14 protein-coding genes are annotated in these 14929 nt (G+C 62.6%); 13 read left to right on the top strand and 1 reads right to left on the bottom strand.

Annotated features, from left to right (window positions below):
* Window position 1 precedes the first annotated feature (1 nt).
* From iscX to ACIQUS_RS05645, 13 genes are all read left to right on the top strand, one after another.
* Window positions 2-202 (top strand): Fe-S cluster assembly protein IscX, encoded by a 201-nt coding sequence (iscX, locus tag ACIQUS_RS05705; protein ID WP_403043978.1) that lies wholly within the window; start codon window positions 2-4, stop codon window positions 200-202.
* A 90-nt stretch (window positions 203-292) separates the two neighbouring features.
* Window positions 293-718, top strand: coding sequence for a nucleoside-diphosphate kinase (gene ndk, locus ACIQUS_RS05700; protein WP_403043975.1), 426 nt, complete (start codon window positions 293-295; stop codon window positions 716-718).
* 28 nt (window positions 719-746) lie between these two features.
* The gene (rlmN, locus tag ACIQUS_RS05695) at window positions 747-1892 is read left to right on the top strand and encodes a 23S rRNA (adenine(2503)-C(2))-methyltransferase RlmN (RefSeq protein WP_403043972.1); all 1146 of its coding nucleotides are present in this window, start codon (window positions 747-749) and stop codon (window positions 1890-1892) included.
* A 13-nt stretch (window positions 1893-1905) separates the two neighbouring features.
* Window positions 1906-2664, top strand: a complete 759-nt coding sequence (gene pilW / locus ACIQUS_RS05690) for a type IV pilus biogenesis/stability protein PilW (RefSeq protein ID WP_403043970.1) — start codon at window positions 1906-1908, stop codon at window positions 2662-2664.
* Window positions 2664-3692, top strand: coding sequence for a RodZ domain-containing protein (locus ACIQUS_RS05685; RefSeq protein ID WP_403043967.1), 1029 nt, complete (start codon window positions 2664-2666; stop codon window positions 3690-3692). Before pilW ends, ACIQUS_RS05685 begins: the two co-directional genes overlap by 1 nt.
* Before the next feature lie 3 nt (window positions 3693-3695).
* The gene (gene ispG, locus ACIQUS_RS05680; RefSeq protein ID WP_403043965.1) at window positions 3696-4805 is read left to right on the top strand and encodes a flavodoxin-dependent (E)-4-hydroxy-3-methylbut-2-enyl-diphosphate synthase; all 1110 of its coding nucleotides are present in this window, start codon (window positions 3696-3698) and stop codon (window positions 4803-4805) included.
* A 24-nt stretch (window positions 4806-4829) separates the two neighbouring features.
* Window positions 4830-6119 (top strand): histidine--tRNA ligase, encoded by a 1290-nt coding sequence (gene hisS / locus ACIQUS_RS05675; RefSeq protein ID WP_403043962.1) that lies wholly within the window; start codon window positions 4830-4832, stop codon window positions 6117-6119.
* Between the two features lie 39 nt (window positions 6120-6158).
* Window positions 6159-6800 (top strand): YfgM family protein, encoded by a 642-nt coding sequence (locus ACIQUS_RS05670; protein ID WP_403043959.1) that lies wholly within the window; start codon window positions 6159-6161, stop codon window positions 6798-6800.
* Window positions 6793-7944, top strand: a complete 1152-nt coding sequence (gene bamB / locus ACIQUS_RS05665; protein WP_403043956.1) for an outer membrane protein assembly factor BamB — start codon at window positions 6793-6795, stop codon at window positions 7942-7944. The genes ACIQUS_RS05670 and bamB overlap by 8 nt, the downstream gene beginning before the upstream one ends.
* 116 nt (window positions 7945-8060) lie before the next feature.
* Window positions 8061-9527, top strand: a complete 1467-nt coding sequence (gene der / locus ACIQUS_RS05660) for a ribosome biogenesis GTPase Der (protein WP_285861649.1) — start codon at window positions 8061-8063, stop codon at window positions 9525-9527.
* 151 nt (window positions 9528-9678) lie between these two features.
* On the top strand, window positions 9679-10827 hold the full coding sequence (locus ACIQUS_RS05655) for a pyridoxal phosphate-dependent aminotransferase (protein WP_403043952.1): 1149 nt from the start codon (window positions 9679-9681) through the stop codon (window positions 10825-10827).
* Complete coding sequence (locus ACIQUS_RS05650; RefSeq protein WP_403043950.1) at window positions 10815-11606, top strand: amidohydrolase; 792 nt, start codon at window positions 10815-10817, stop codon at window positions 11604-11606. Before ACIQUS_RS05655 ends, ACIQUS_RS05650 begins: the two co-directional genes overlap by 13 nt.
* Before the next feature lie 101 nt (window positions 11607-11707).
* Window positions 11708-12250, top strand: coding sequence for a hypothetical protein (locus ACIQUS_RS05645; RefSeq protein ID WP_403043947.1), 543 nt, complete (start codon window positions 11708-11710; stop codon window positions 12248-12250).
* 70 nt (window positions 12251-12320) lie between these two features.
* On the opposite strand, the gene ACIQUS_RS05640 is transcribed toward ACIQUS_RS05645, so the two are convergent.
* The gene (locus ACIQUS_RS05640; protein ID WP_403043944.1) at window positions 12321-14873 is read right to left on the bottom strand and encodes a PepSY domain-containing protein; all 2553 of its coding nucleotides are present in this window, start codon (window positions 14871-14873) and stop codon (window positions 12321-12323) included.
* Window positions 14874-14929: the final 56 nt, after the last annotated feature.

The raw sequence follows: 14929 nt of genomic DNA, 5'->3' as shown, positions 1-14929 counted from the left end.
CATGAGCTTGAAATGGATTGATGTACTTGAAATTGCAATCCAGCTTGCCGAAAGCAAGCCGGAAGTCGATCCTCGTTATGTGAATTTCGTCGACCTGCACCAGTGGGTGCTGGCGTTGCCGGAGTTCAGTGACGATCCGCAACGTGGCGGCGAGAAGGTTCTCGAAGCCATCCAGGCGGCCTGGATCGAAGAAGCCGACTGAGCGCACTCAGCAGGTTAGGCAATCCCCCGGAACCCGCGTATAATTCGCGGGTTTAATTTTTCGCTTCACTCAACGTTTCTGGAGTTTTCCATGGCTGTTCAACGTACTTTCTCGATCATCAAGCCTGACGCCGTTGCCAAGAACGTGATCGGCAAGATCACCACCCGCTTCGAAGAAGCTGGCCTGCGCATCGTTGCTTCGAAAATCAAGCAACTGTCCAAAGCCGAAGCCGAAGGCTTCTACGCCGAGCACAAAGAGCGCGGTTTCTTCGCTGACCTGGTTGCCTTCATGACTTCCGGTCCAGTTGTCGTCCAGGTTCTGGAAGGCGAGAACGCCATCGCTCTGAACCGCGAGCTGATGGGCGCCACCAACCCTAAAGAAGCTGCTGCCGGCACCATCCGCGCCGACTTCGCCGAGTCCATCGACGCCAACGCTGTCCACGGTTCGGACTCCGAAGCCGCTGCTGCTCGCGAAATCGCTTACTTCTTCGCAGCTACCGAGGTAACCACTCGCTAAGCCAAGGCTTACGGGTGAGGGTGAATCCATGACGACATCGACTGGCAAAACTAACCTGTTGGGGCTGACCCAGCCGGAAATGGAAAAATTCTTCGACTCAATCGGGGAGAAGCGCTTCCGTGCCGGTCAGGTAATGAAATGGATTCACCACTTTGGCGTCGATGATTTCGACGCCATGACCAACGTCGGCAAGGCCCTGCGCGAAAAGCTCAAGGCGGTTGCCGAGATTCGCGGTCCGGAAGTGGTCAGCGAGGACATCTCCAGCGACGGCACCCGTAAATGGGTGGTGCGCGTGGCGTCCGGCAGCTGCGTCGAGACCGTGTACATCCCCCAGGGCAAGCGTGGCACCCTGTGTGTCTCGTCCCAGGCCGGTTGCGCCCTGGATTGCAGTTTCTGCTCCACCGGCAAGCAAGGATTCAACAGCAACCTCACCGCCGCCGAAGTTATCGGCCAGGTGTGGATTGCCAACAAATCGTTTGGCAGTGTTCCCGCCACCATCGACCGTGCCATCACCAACGTGGTGATGATGGGCATGGGTGAGCCGCTGCTGAACTTCGACAACGTGGTCGCCGCCATGCACCTGATGATGGACGACCTCGGCTACGGCATTTCCAAGCGCCGGGTGACTCTGTCCACCTCCGGCGTGGTACCGATGATCGATGAGCTGGCCAAGCACATCGACGTCTCCCTGGCCCTGTCGCTGCACGCGCCGAACGACGCGCTGCGCAACGAACTGGTGCCGATCAACAAGAAGTACCCGCTCAAGGTCGTTCTCGATTCGTGCATGCGCTACATGTCGGAACTCGGCGAAAAGCGCGTGCTGACCATCGAGTACACCCTGCTCAAGGACGTCAACGACAAGCTCGAGCATGCCGTGGAAATGGCCGAGCTGCTCAAGAACGTGCCGTGCAAGATCAACCTGATCCCGTTCAACCCGTTCCCGCATTCCGGTTACGAGCGGCCGAGCAACAACGCCATCCGCCGGTTCCAGGATCACCTGCATCACGCCGGTTACAACGTGACGGTGCGCACCACCCGTGGTGAAGACATCGACGCGGCCTGCGGCCAGCTGGTCGGCCAGGTGATGGACCGCACCCGCCGTAGCGAGCGCTATATCGCCGTGCGCCAGTTGAGCGCCGACAGCGATGTGCAAGACAGCGCTGCACGGAACTGAAGAGAGGACCTCCATGACCCTGCGCGTTGCGCTGTCGATCCTGTCGCTCGCCCTGCTTGCAGGCTGCGTGTCTGGCGGGAGTTCGGACGCGCTCGCCAGCCGTGAGGGCAGGGCGCAGGCCGTACAGGCCTACGTGCAGTTGGGACTGGGATATTTGCAACAAGGTTTGACCGAACAGGCCAGGGGGCCGCTGAAAAAAGCCCTCGATCTCGATAGCCAGGATGCCGCCGCCAACGCTGCCCTGGCTTTGGTGTATCAGGCCGAAGACGAGCCACGGCTTGCCGAGGCGCACTTTCGCAAGGCGTTGGCCGGTCGCCCGGACGACACGCGGATCCAGAACAACTACGGCAGTTTCCTTTATGCTCAGGGGCAATTCGCGCAGGCACAGCAGATGTTTGCCCAAGCCGCGACCGATACGCTGTATCCTGAGCGTTCCAGGGTGTTCGAAAACCTCGGCCTGACCGCCTTGAGGCTCGGCCAGCGCGATCAGGCGCAGGTCTACCTGGTAAAAGCTTTGCGACTCAACCAGCAGCAACCGCGCGCGTTGCTGGAAATGGCTGAGTTGTCTTACGAAGACAGGCATTATGTGCCGGCCCGTGACTACTACGATCGTTTCAGCCAGCTGAGCGACCACAGTGCCCGCAGCCTGCTGCTGGGCAGTCGCCTGGCCAGTGTCTTCGAAGAACGGAACAAGGCCGCCGATATGGGCCTGCAATTACAACGACTTTATCCCGGCACGCCGGAATATCAGCAATACCTGTCGGAGCAATGATGAAAGCGGCGCATCCCGAAGTAGCAGCAGCGACTCGCGAGAATCCAGGCGAGATTTTGCGTCAGGCCCGCGAGAGCAGGAGCCTGTCGCAGGCCGAAGTGGCCCGCAAGCTCAACCTGACCGTGACCTCGTTGAACAATCTTGAAGCCGGCGCCTTCGACAAGCTGCCTGGGCACACCTTTGCCCGCGGCTACATCCGCGCTTACGCCAAGCTGCTGGACATGGACCAGGCCGCCCTGGTGCAGGCCTTCGACCAGTGCACCGGCACCCACGCCCAAGGCAGCGAAGTGCATGCCCTGGGCCGGATCGAGGAGCCGGTACGCCTGTCGCACAATATCCTGCGCGTGGTCAGCCTGGTGATCCTGGTGGTGGTGATCGGTGGCGGCTTCTTCTGGTGGCAGGATCAAAGCAGCCAGCGGGGCAAGGACCTGGTCAACATGGCCCTGGAACATGTCGAGGTCGAAAGTGCCGACGGCACCACCCAGATTCATCCGCTGGACGAGCCGGAAGACCAGGCGGTCAACGCCTCGCAGCAGCCGGAAAGCACACCGCTGAACCTGGAACAGGCCCCCGCCTCGACCGAACAGCCGGCCGCTGAAGCCCCGACGCCTGTGGTGCCGGTCAGCCCGGTAGCACCGGCTGCCCCTGTTACTACCACTCCGGTTGCCCCGGCAGCGGTGGTTGGCGCACCAGCCCCGGCCCCGGTTGCCCCTGTGGCCCCGGTCGTCGTCGCCAGCGCACCTGTCGCGCCCGTGGCGCCAGCCCCGGCGGCGCCGGTAGCGGCTGGCAGCGGCCAGCTGCATATGCAATTCACCGCCGATTGCTGGACCTCGGTCACCGACGGCAATGGCAAGGTGCTGTTCAGCGCCATCAAGCGCAAGGGCGACAGCCTGGACCTGAACGGCAAGCCGCCGTTCTCCGTACGCCTGGGCTTTGCCCGTGGCGTGCAGGTCAGCTACAACGGCCAGGCAGTCGACATCAAGCCGTTTACCAGTGGCGAGACCGCTCGCCTGAAGTTGGGACAATAAGTCATGCACGGCGAATCTCCGATCAAGCGTCGCGAATCCCGAAAAATCTGGGTGGGTAATGTGCCTGTCGGCGGTGATGCCCCCATCGCCGTCCAGAGCATGACCAACACCGACACCAATGACGTCGCCGCCACCGTGGCGCAGATCAACCGCCTGGTCGATGCCGGCGTCGATATCGTCCGTGTCTCGGTGCCGGACATGGACGCCGCCGAGGCTTTCGGCCGGATCAAGCAGCTGGTCAGTGTGCCGCTGGTCGCCGACATCCACTTCGACTACCGCATTGCCTTGCGTGTGGCCGAACTGGGCGTCGACTGCCTGCGTATCAACCCGGGCAACATCGGTCGTGAAGACCGTGTGCGCGCGGTGGTCGATGCCGCCCGCGACCGCGGTATCCCGATCCGCATCGGCGTCAACGCCGGTTCCCTGGAAAAGGACCTGCAGAAGAAGTACGGCGAGCCAACCCCGGCGGCCCTGGTCGAGTCGGCATTGCGCCACGTGGAACACCTCGACCGCCTGGATTTCCAGGACTTCAAGGTCAGCGTCAAGGCCTCCGACGTGTTCATGGCCGTCGAGGCCTACCGCCTGCTGGCCAAGCAGATCATCCAGCCGCTGCACCTGGGCATCACCGAAGCCGGTGGCCTGCGCTCGGGCACGGTGAAATCCGCGGTCGGCCTCGGTATGCTGCTCGCCGAAGGGATTGGCGATACCATTCGCATCTCCCTGGCAGCAGACCCGGTCGAGGAAGTGAAAGTCGGTTACGACATCCTCAAGTCCCTGCACTTGCGTTCCCGTGGCATCAACTTCATCGCCTGCCCGAGCTGCTCGCGGCAGAACTTCGATGTGGTCAAGACCATGAACGAGCTGGAAGGGCGCCTGGAAGACCTGCTGGTACCGCTGGACGTGGCCGTGATCGGCTGTGTGGTAAACGGTCCGGGCGAGGCCAAGGAAGCCCATGTCGGGTTGACCGGCGGCACGCCGAACCTGATCTACATCGATGGCAAGCCATCGCAGAAGCTGACCAATGACAACCTGGTCGATGAGCTGGAAAAACTCATCCGCCAGAAGGCGGCCGAAAAGGCCGAAGCCGACGCGGCCGTGATCGCCCGTGGCTGACACTCAGATTCGTAAGGATTACCCGTGAGCAAATCGCTGCAAGCCATCCGTGGCATGAACGACATCCTGCCCGAGCAGACGCCCCTGTGGCGCTATTTCGAGAACACCGTCGCCGGGCTGCTGGACACCTATGGCTATCGCCAGATCCGCACGCCGATCGTCGAGTTCACCGAGCTGTTCAAGCGTTCGATCGGTGAAGTCACCGACATCGTCGAAAAAGAGATGTACACCTTCGACGACCGCAACGGCGACTCCCTGACCCTGCGTCCGGAAGGCACAGCGGCGTGCGTGCGTGCGGTGCTAGAGCACGGCATCACCGGCAGCGGCCAGGTGCAGAAACTGTGGTACATCGGCCAGATGTTCCGCCACGAGCGCCCACAGAAAGGCCGTTATCGCCAGTTCAACCAGATCGGCGTGGAAGTCTTCAACCTTGACGGTCCCGACATCGACGCCGAGCTGATCCTGCTGACCTGGCGTCTCTGGGGCCTGCTGGGCATTCGCGACGCGGTCAAGCTCGAGCTCAACAGCCTGGGCACCAGCGAAGCCCGTGCCCGCTACCGTGATGCGCTGGTCGAGTTCCTCTCGGCGCGTCTGGACCTGCTGGACGAAGACAGCCAGCGTCGCCTCAAGAGCAACCCGCTGCGCATCCTCGACAGCAAGGACACCAACACCCAGGCGGTGCTGGTTGATGCGCCGAAGCTCGAAGACTACCTGGACGAGGAGTCGCGGGTACACTTTGACGGCCTCAAGGCACGCCTGGATGCCGCCGGCATTCCGTTCGTGATCAACACCAAGCTGGTGCGCGGCCTGGACTACTACAGCAAGACCGTGTTCGAGTGGGTCACCGACAAGCTCGGCTCCCAGGGCACCGTCTGCGCCGGTGGCCGTTACGATGGCCTGGTCGAGCAGATGGGCGGCAAGCCGACCCCGGGCGTCGGTTTCGCCATGGGCATCGAGCGCCTGATCCTGCTGCTGGAAACCCTGGAGCAGGTGCCCGAGTCGATCAACCGCCAGGTCGATGTCTACCTGTGCGCCGTCGGCGAGCAGGCCGAACTGGCTGGCCTGTCCCTGAGCGAACGCCTGCGTGACCGGCTGCCGAACCTGCGCCTGCAGGTCAACGCCGGTGGCGGCAGCTTCAAGAGCCAGTTCAAGAAGGCCGACAAGAGTGCGGCGCTGTTCGCCTTGATCCTGGGGGACGACGAACTGGCGCAACAAGTGGTAGGTTTCAAACCCCTGCGTGGCCAGGGCGAACAACAAAACATTGCCTGGGATGCTCTGGCAGAGCACCTGGAAGCTTCCCTCGCGCAGGCGTGAAGCGGGTCAACAGCCGATTTGGTGAAAAGGAGTATTGGGGTGTCGAGTACCGATGATGAACAGCTGGCGGCATTCAAGGACTGGTGGCAGCGTAACGGCAAGCCACTGGTCACCGGCGGCCTGCTGGCACTGGTGATAGTGTTTGGCTGGCAAGCCTTCCAGAAATACCAGGCCAACCAGTCGCAAGGCGCCTCGAACCTCTATCAGGCCCTGCTGGAAACCACCCTGACGCCTACCGGCGCACCGGATGCGGCCAAGGTTGCCGAATTGTCCGGCAAGCTCAAGAGCGAGTTTGGTGGCAGCGCCTACGCCCAGTACGGCGGCCTGTTCGTGGCCAAGGTTGCGGTCGATGCCGGCAAGCTGGACGACGCCGCCGCCGAGCTCAAGCTGGTGATGGACAAGCCGGCTGACGCGACCCTGGGCGAAATCGCCCGCCAGCGTCTGGCCCGGGTCATGGCTGCCCAGAGCAAGGTCGAAGAAGCCCTGAAGCTGCTCGAAGGCGATGCCGACAAGGCGTTCCTGGCCAGCCGTGAAGAGCTCAAGGGCGACCTGCTGGTTCAGGCAGGCCGCGCTGCCGATGCCCATGCCGCTTACGAAAAGGCCAAGGCCGCGCTGTCGGATGACGCCGCGATCGGTGGCTTGCAACTCAAGCTCGACGACCTTGCCAAAGGGGATGCGTGACGTGATCGGTTGGAAACATGCAGCAGTGCTGAGCCTGGCCCTTCTGGCCGTGGGTTGCAGCAGCAACAGCAAAAAGGAATTGCCGCCGGCCGAGCTGACCAGTTTCACCGAAGAGGTGGTCCTGAAGAAGCAATGGAGCCGCTCGATCGGTGACGGTCAGGGCGAAACCTTCAACATGCTGGTGCCGGCGATCGAGAACGATCGCATCTACGCCGCCGATGTCACCGGCGTGGTGATGTCCCTGGACCGCAACACCGGCGACGTGATCTGGAAGAAAGAACTGGAGCTGCCGGTATCCGGCGCCGTCGGCGTGGGTTACGGCATGGTCATGCTCGGCACCCTCAAAGGCGAGGTGATTGCCCTGGATGCGACCAGCGGTGAACAGCGCTGGCGTTCGCGGGTCACCAGTGAAGTCCTGGCGCCACCTGCCACCAACGGTGACGTGGTGGTGGTGCAGACCCAGGACGACCGCGTGATCGGCCTGGATGCCAGCACCGGTGACCGTCGCTGGATCTACGAAAGCACCCCGGCGGTTCTGACCCTGCGGGGTACCGGTGCGCCGATCGTGACCAATCGCCTGGCCATCGCTGGCCTGTCGACCGGCAAGGTCGTCGCACTGGACACCCAGAACGGCGTGCCGGTCTGGGAGCAGCGTGTTGCCATCCCGCAAGGTCGCTCGGAGCTTGACCGCGTTGTCGACATCGACGGTGGCCTGCTGCTGTCCGGCGGTACCCTGTACGTCACCAGCTACCAGGGTCGGGTTGCGGGCCTTGACCTGGAAAGCGGCCGGATGCTGTGGCAGCGTGATGCCTCCAGCTACGCCGGTGTGGCCCAGGGCTTCGGCAACGTCTACGTGAGCCTGGCTTCGGGCACCGTGGAAAGCATCGACGAGCGCTCCTCCAGCGCGCTGTGGAGCAACGACTCGCTGGCCCGTCGTCAGCTGTCGGCGCCGGAAGTGTTCTCCAGCTATGTGGCGGTAGGTGACCTGGAAGGCTACCTGCACCTGCTCAGCCAGGTCGATGGCCGCTTCGTCGGTCGCGAGCGTATCGATAGCGATGGCCTGCGTGCCCGTCCGCTGGTGGTTGGTGACACCATCTACGTGTACGGCAACAGCGGCAAGCTCGAGGCGCTGACCATTCGCTGAGGCTATGCTTGAGGCCGTGCAGGCCTCGGGCTGCGGCACTTCGGGTGCCGCCCGAACTCCGGCCGCTGCTGTGCAGCGGCCTTTGTATTTTCTGAATTTATGCAGTGGAGAGCCGCATGGTTCCCGTAATCGCCCTGGTGGGCCGGCCGAACGTCGGTAAATCCACCATGTTCAACCGCTTGACCAAGACCCGCGATGCCATCGTCGGTGACTTGTCGGGCCTGACCCGTGACCGCCAGTACGGCGAGGCCCGCTGGCAGGGTCGCTCCTACATCCTGATCGACACCGGTGGTATCACCGGCGACGAAGTGGGCATGGACGAGAAGATGGCCGAGCAGTCGCTGATGGCCATCGAGGAAGCCGACTACGTCTTGTTCCTGGTCGATGCCCGCGCCGGCATGACCGCCGCCGACCAGATGATTGCCGAGCACCTGCGCAAGCGTAACAAGCAGTCGTTCCTGGTGGCCAACAAGATCGACAACATCGATCCGGACACCGCTCGCGCCGAGTTCGCGCCCATGGGCATGGGCAACGCCATTCCGGTGGCCGGCTCCCAGGGCCGTGGCATCAACGCCCTGATGGAGCTGGTGCTGGGCGAGGTACCGCGCGACAAGGAAGACGAAGCCCTCGACGAGGACGTCGCCGAAGGCGAGGAGGCCGCGCGCATCCCGGGTCCGAGCGAGAAAGATGGTATCAAGATTGCCATCATCGGCCGCCCCAACGTCGGCAAGTCGACCCTGGTCAACCGTATGCTCGGTGAAGAGCGCGTGGTGGTCTACGACCAGCCGGGCACCACCCGCGACAGTATCTACATTCCCTTCGAGCGTGACGAAGAGAAATACACCCTGATCGACACCGCCGGGGTGCGCAAGCGCGGTAAGATCCACGAAGAAGTCGAGAAGTTCTCCGTGGTCAAGACCCTGCAGGCGATCAAGGACGCCAACGTGGTGATCTTCGTCATGGACGCCCGCGAAGGCGTGGTCGACCACGACCTGAACCTGCTGGGCTTCGCCCTGGAAGCCGGTCGTGCCATCGTCATCGCCCTGAACAAGTGGGACGGCATGCAGCCGGGCGAGCGCGACTACGTGAAGACCGAGCTGGAGCGCCGGCTGTTCTTCGTCGATTTCGCCGACATCCACTTCATTTCGGCGCTGCACGGCACCGGCGTGGGCAACCTGTACAAGTCGGTGCAGGCCTCGTTCAAGTCGGCGGTCACCCGCTGGCCGACCAGCCGCCTGACCCAGATCCTCGAAGACGCGGTCAGCGAGCACCAGCCGCCGATGGTCAACGGTCGCCGCATCAAGCTGCGCTATGCCCACCTGGGTGGCGCCAACCCGCCGATCATCGTGATCCACGGCAACCAGGTCGAGAAGGTGCCGCGTTCCTACTCGCGTTACCTGGAAAACACCTACCGCCGGGTACTCAAGCTGGTCGGCACGCCGATCCGTATCGAGTACAAGGGCAGCGACAACCCGTACGAAGGCAACAAGAACACCCTGACCGATCGCCAGGTCAACAAGAAGCGCCGCTTGATGTCGCACCACAAGAAAGCCGAGAAAAAGCGCAAGGACAAGCGCAAGTAACCGCTCTCGAACAGCCCGCTCCCCTTGTGGGAGCGGGCTTGCCCCGCGATACCCCCATCCCGCCTGCGACCGTTTCAACCTTTTTCCTGACCCCTCAATCCGCTATGCTCGGTTTCCGACCGCCGGATAGTTCTGCAGGAAAGAGGGCTCCATGATCAGCAGCAAGTTGCCGAACGTCGGCACCACCATCTTTACCACCATGTCCCAGCTCGCCGCGCAAACCGGCGCCTTGAACCTGTCCCAGGGATTTCCCGACTTCAACGGCCCCCAGGCGCTGCTCGATGCGGTCGGCCGGCATGTCAGTGCCGGACACAACCAGTATTGCCCGATGACCGGTTTGCCCGCCCTGCGCCAGCAGGTGGCGAGCAAGATTGCCCGCAGCTACGGCGTCACTGTCGATGCCGATCACGAAGTCACGATCACCCCCGGTGCCACCGAAGCGATCTTCTGTGCGATCCATGCGGTGATCCGCGCCGGTGACGAAGTGATTGTCTTCGACCCCTGCTATGACAGCTACGAGCCTTCAGTGGAACTGGCAGGCGGGCGCTGCGTGCATGTGCAGCTCACCGACGGGCAGTTCGCCATCGACTGGCAGAAGCTCAGCGATGCCCTGAGTCCGCGCACGCGCATGATCATCCTCAACTCGCCGCACAACCCAAGTGGTGCGGTGATCAGTCGCGAAGATCTGGACCAGCTGGCTGCGCTGATCGCCGGGCGGGACATCTACCTGGTCAGTGACGAGGTCTACGAACACCTGGTGTTCGATGGCGTGCGCCATGCCAGCGTGCTGGCCCATGAAGCGCTGTATGCTCGCGCGTTCGTGGTCAGCTCGTTCGGCAAGACCTATCACGTCACCGGCTGGAAGACCGGTTACGTGGTTGCGCCTCCGGCCCTCAGTGCCGAACTGCGCAAGGTCCACCAGTACGTCAACTTCTGCGGCGTGACGCCGCTGCAATGGGCACTGGCCGACTTCATGGCCGAGCATCCCGAACATGTCGAAGAGCTGCCGGCGTTCTACCAGGCCAAGCGCGACCTGTTCTGCGACCTGCTGGTGCCATCACGCTTCCAGTTCACCCGCACGGCGGGTACCTACTTCCAGCTGGTCGACTACTCGGCCATCCGCCCGGACCTCAATGATGTCGAGATGTCGCTGTGGTTGACCCGGGAGCACGGTGTGGCGACCATTCCGGTGTCGGTGTTCTACCAGCAACCCATTCCCGAACAGCGCCTGGTGCGCCTGTGTTTTGCCAAACGCGAGGAGACGCTGCGTCAGGCAGCGGAGAAGCTATGCGCGATCTGAGTGCCCTGCCCAACCTGAAAGTGGCCCTGGTGCAGACAACCCTGGCCTGGCAGGACCGCCAGGCCAACTACGATCACTTCGAAGGCTTGCTGGAGCAGGCCCGTGGTGCCGATCTGATCATCCTGCCGGAGATGTTCACCACCGGCTTTACCATGGATTCCGAGAGCCAGGCCGAGCCGGAAAACGGGCCGACCTACAAATGGCTCAAGAGCCAGGCCAAAAAAATCGATGCGGTGATCACCGGTAGCGTGATCATCCAGGCCGCCGACGGCAGCCACCGCAACCGCCTGCTATGGGCCCGGCCCGATGGCGAGATCCTGTTCTACGACAAACGCCACCTGTTCCGCATGGCCGGTGAGCACAAGCACTACACTCCGGGCGATCGTCAGGTGCAGTTCGAGCTCAAGGGCTGGCGGGTACGGCCATTGATTTGCTACGACCTGCGTTTTCCGGTGTGGAGCCGCGACGCCCAGGACACCGACCTGCTGCTGTACACCGCCAACTGGCCCGCCGCCCGCCGCCAGCACTGGAACCGCCTGTTGCCGGCGCGGGGTATTGAAAACCTGTGCTATGTGGCGGCAGTGAACCGCGTGGGTACTGACGGCAAGGGCTTTGCCTATACCGGTGACAGCCAGGTGCTGGACTTCCAGGGCGAGAGCCTGCTGAGCGCCGGTGAAGCCGACGGGGTGTTCACGGCAGTCTTGAACTCAGCGGATCTGGCGGCCTACCGTGCGCGTTTTCCGGCCAACCTGGACGCTGACATTTTCGAATTGCATTAGCACTCAACGGAAAGTTTTCAGGCTGTCCTCGGTAAACCTGCGTCCTCCATGCTCATGGCTCATTCAGCAGTACCAACGAAATGCCGTGAGCAGGAGGATTCATGATCAACAGTAGCTTTACCGCCGAGTTGCATTGCACCGAGGCATCGCGTGCGGGACAGATTTGCATCTCAACCGGAGGTGGCGAACTGGCAACCGCTGCAGTGGATGGCTGGTTGTGTTTCAAGGGGCAGCCCATCAGGTTGCGCTTTGATTACAAGGAAACGGTGGGCGCGCGGGCACACTACGATGTTAGTTGTGCCACGGATTACGACGGTTTTCTGGGGGGGAAGCTGGGACGTAGTAAAAATGGTTATCTGGGGCTGTATGGGGTTTCCAGGACGGATAAGATTCTAAGTCATATCAGTCCGATTTACTGGGCGTTTGCCCAGTTCACCAAGGTATCGTTCTGGAAGGTCGAATTGCTCGACAAGTGGGATGGTACTGTCCAAGGGGCCGAACAGGTGAATATCCACTTGCGTGACGATGAAGGTTATCGAGTGGCAGCTTATCAGCCTTGGCAAGACAAAGAGTACCTGAATGCCGCACCTGGAAACGATGGCGTTATTTTAACCTTCAAACTCAAGGACATCAGGCTCCTGTGATTGACTGAGCAGACATGCAAGGAACGACGTATGGGGGAGGTTGATTCAACCTTCCCCCATCGCGGTACCGCTAGTAGACGTCGCGCCGATACCGTCCCAGCTCGATCAGCCGCTCGACCTCGGCAGTCCCCAGCACCTCGTCAAGCACTTCATCCACGCCACTGGCCATGCCCTGCAAACTGCCGCAGATATAGATCGACGCGCCCTGATCCAGCCAGTGCCGCAGTTGCGCGGCCTGTTCACGCAATCGATCCTGCACATAGACCTTGTGGCTCTGATCGCGGGAGAACGCCAGGTCCAGCCGAGCCAGGTGGCCACTGCGCTGCCAGCCCTGAAGCTCATCCGCGCAAAGGAAGTCACACGCCTGGTTACGCTCACCGAACAGTAACCAGTTGCGCTGTTCGCCGGTCACGATTCGCCCCTTGAGCAGGCTGCGCAACCCGGCGAGCCCGGTGCCGTTGCCGATCAGGATCATCGGCGTGGCGGGCGCCGGGAGATGGAAGCCACTGTTGCGACGCAGGCGCAGGCTGATACTGTTATCCACAGCCAGGTGCTCGGTCAGCCAGCCGGAGCCAAGGCCCAGGCTGCCATCCGGGTGGCGTTCCTGGCGAACGATCAGTTCCAGGACGCCGTCGCTTGCGATCGAGGCAATCGAGTATTCCCGGGCCGCCAGCGGAATCAACGCATCCACCAGTGCCTGGGCGTGCAGCCCGACCAGGTGTTCGCGGCTCTTGGGCAGCTGGCGGCTGGCCAGAGCCTGCAGCAGGCTTTCCTGCAAGCCTTCGACCTGAACCGCTGTATCACCTTGCAGCCCCAGGCCTCTGAGGAACTGCTCAAGGCTATGAGCGCTGTTGCGTGGCAGGATTTCCACCAGGTCGCCGGCTTCCCAGTGCGCGGGCTGCTGGGGCTTGAGACCCAGCAAGTAGACGGGTGAACCCTGGCTGCCCGGGTTCATCAGCTCGCGCTTGACCAGTGTCCAGTTGGCAAAGGTCGGTGCTTTCCACGCCGCTGGAGCGGTGCTGCCGGTCAACTGCGCCAGCTGTTGCTGCCAGTGCTGCAAGGCGGCCGGGTCGGCGCTGTCGACTTCCACCGCAGCGAAGGCGCTTGTGGCGCCGCGCTCGCCGAGCCAGGCCTGCAGGCGACGGGCAAAGCCGCAGAAGTGCGGGTACTGGCGATCACCCAGGGCGAGCAGGGCGTAGTTCAGTTGGTCCAGGGCCCAGGGCTGGCCGAGCACCTTGCGTTCGAAACCACGGGCACTGTCCGGTGCTTCACCGTCGCCGAAGGTACTGACCACGAACAGGGCCCGCTCGGCTTGGTGCAGATCCTTTTCGGTCAGCTCGGCCAGCGGGCGAACCTGCACCGGCAAGCCGGCTGCCTGCAACTGGCCGGCGCTCTGCCAGGCCAGTTGTTCGGCAAAACCGCTCTGGCTGGCAAAGCCCACCAGCCAGCCTTTGCCCTGGTCGCTCGATGGCGCCAGGTTGCTGCGTGCGGCGCGTACCTGGCGTTTCTTGCGCCGGCGATCGAGGTAGAGCAGCCAGCCGGTGATGAAGAACAGCGGCATGGTCAGGCTGGCGATGGTCAGCAGGATGCGCCCGGTCAGGCCGAAATAGCTGCCGACATGCAGGGCGTAGACACTGGCCAGTAACTGGGCCTTGAACGACTTGTCGGCATAGCGCTCATGCTTTTTCACCTGGCCGGTGGCCGGGTCGATGGTCAGGGTGTTGAGGGCGCGCTCGTGTTCGCTCCCTTCAAGCAGGTAGAACAGGGTCGCCGGCTGCCCGCCAGCAGGAGGCAGGCGCAGGTTGTAGCTGGTCATGCCGGGGCCTGCGGCAGTTTGCAGGTTGCTCCAGATGGCGTCGTAGTCGACCACCAGCGGCTTGGCGTTCTTGTCGGGGGCCCCGCCTGGGCGACCGCGGCCTTCGCCGCGCTTGTGCTGCTGGCCTGCGGCGGGGCCGTCGGCGAGCAGTTTGTTCAGGCCTTCGCGGTACCACTCATAGGACCAGAACAGGCCGGTGAGGGCGAACAATAGATAGAACAGCAGGCACCAGGTGCCGGCCACGGCATGCAGGTCCCAGTTGAAGGCACGGCCTTTCTTGGCCCAGTCCAGGGTCAACCAGGTGCGCCAGTTCAAGGCCTTGCGCGGCCAGCGCAGGTAAAGACCGGAGAGGCAGAAGAAAACCAGCATCAGGGTACAGGCACCGGTAATCTGCCGACCGGTATCGCCCATGGCCAGGAAGCGGTGCAGTTGCAGCATCAGGTCGAAGAAGCCCTGGCCCGCGACGTCGCCCTGCAGTTTGCCGGTGTAGGGATCGGCATAGCGCATCAAGCCCCGGCGCTCACCGGGAGGCGGGGTGAAGAACACCCGTGCGGCCTTGTCGCTGCGCGGCTTGACCCAGAGCATGGCGACTTTGTCGCCTTGCTCGGCCTCGATCCTGCGCACCAGCTCAGGCATTGGCAGCACACCCTCCTGGCGCACCTCAACGCTCAGCACGTCGGGGTTGAACAACTCCAGCAGCTCATCCTGGAACGACCAGATGGCGCCGGTGATGCCCATCAGGGCCAGTACCAGGCCTGCTGTGATCCCGAAGAACCAGTGCAGTTGAAACAGGGATTTCTTCACCACATCGATCACCTTGTTTGGTCGCAAATGCGAATGCGACGCGCATTATGCCTTGATAC

The sequence above is a fragment of the Pseudomonas sp. NPDC090755 genome (genome assembly GCF_044769005.1).
Classification (GTDB): domain Bacteria; phylum Pseudomonadota; class Gammaproteobacteria; order Pseudomonadales; family Pseudomonadaceae; genus Aquipseudomonas.
Note: the sequence above shows the minus strand (reverse complement) of the source record. Positions and strands in the feature narration are given on the sequence as shown.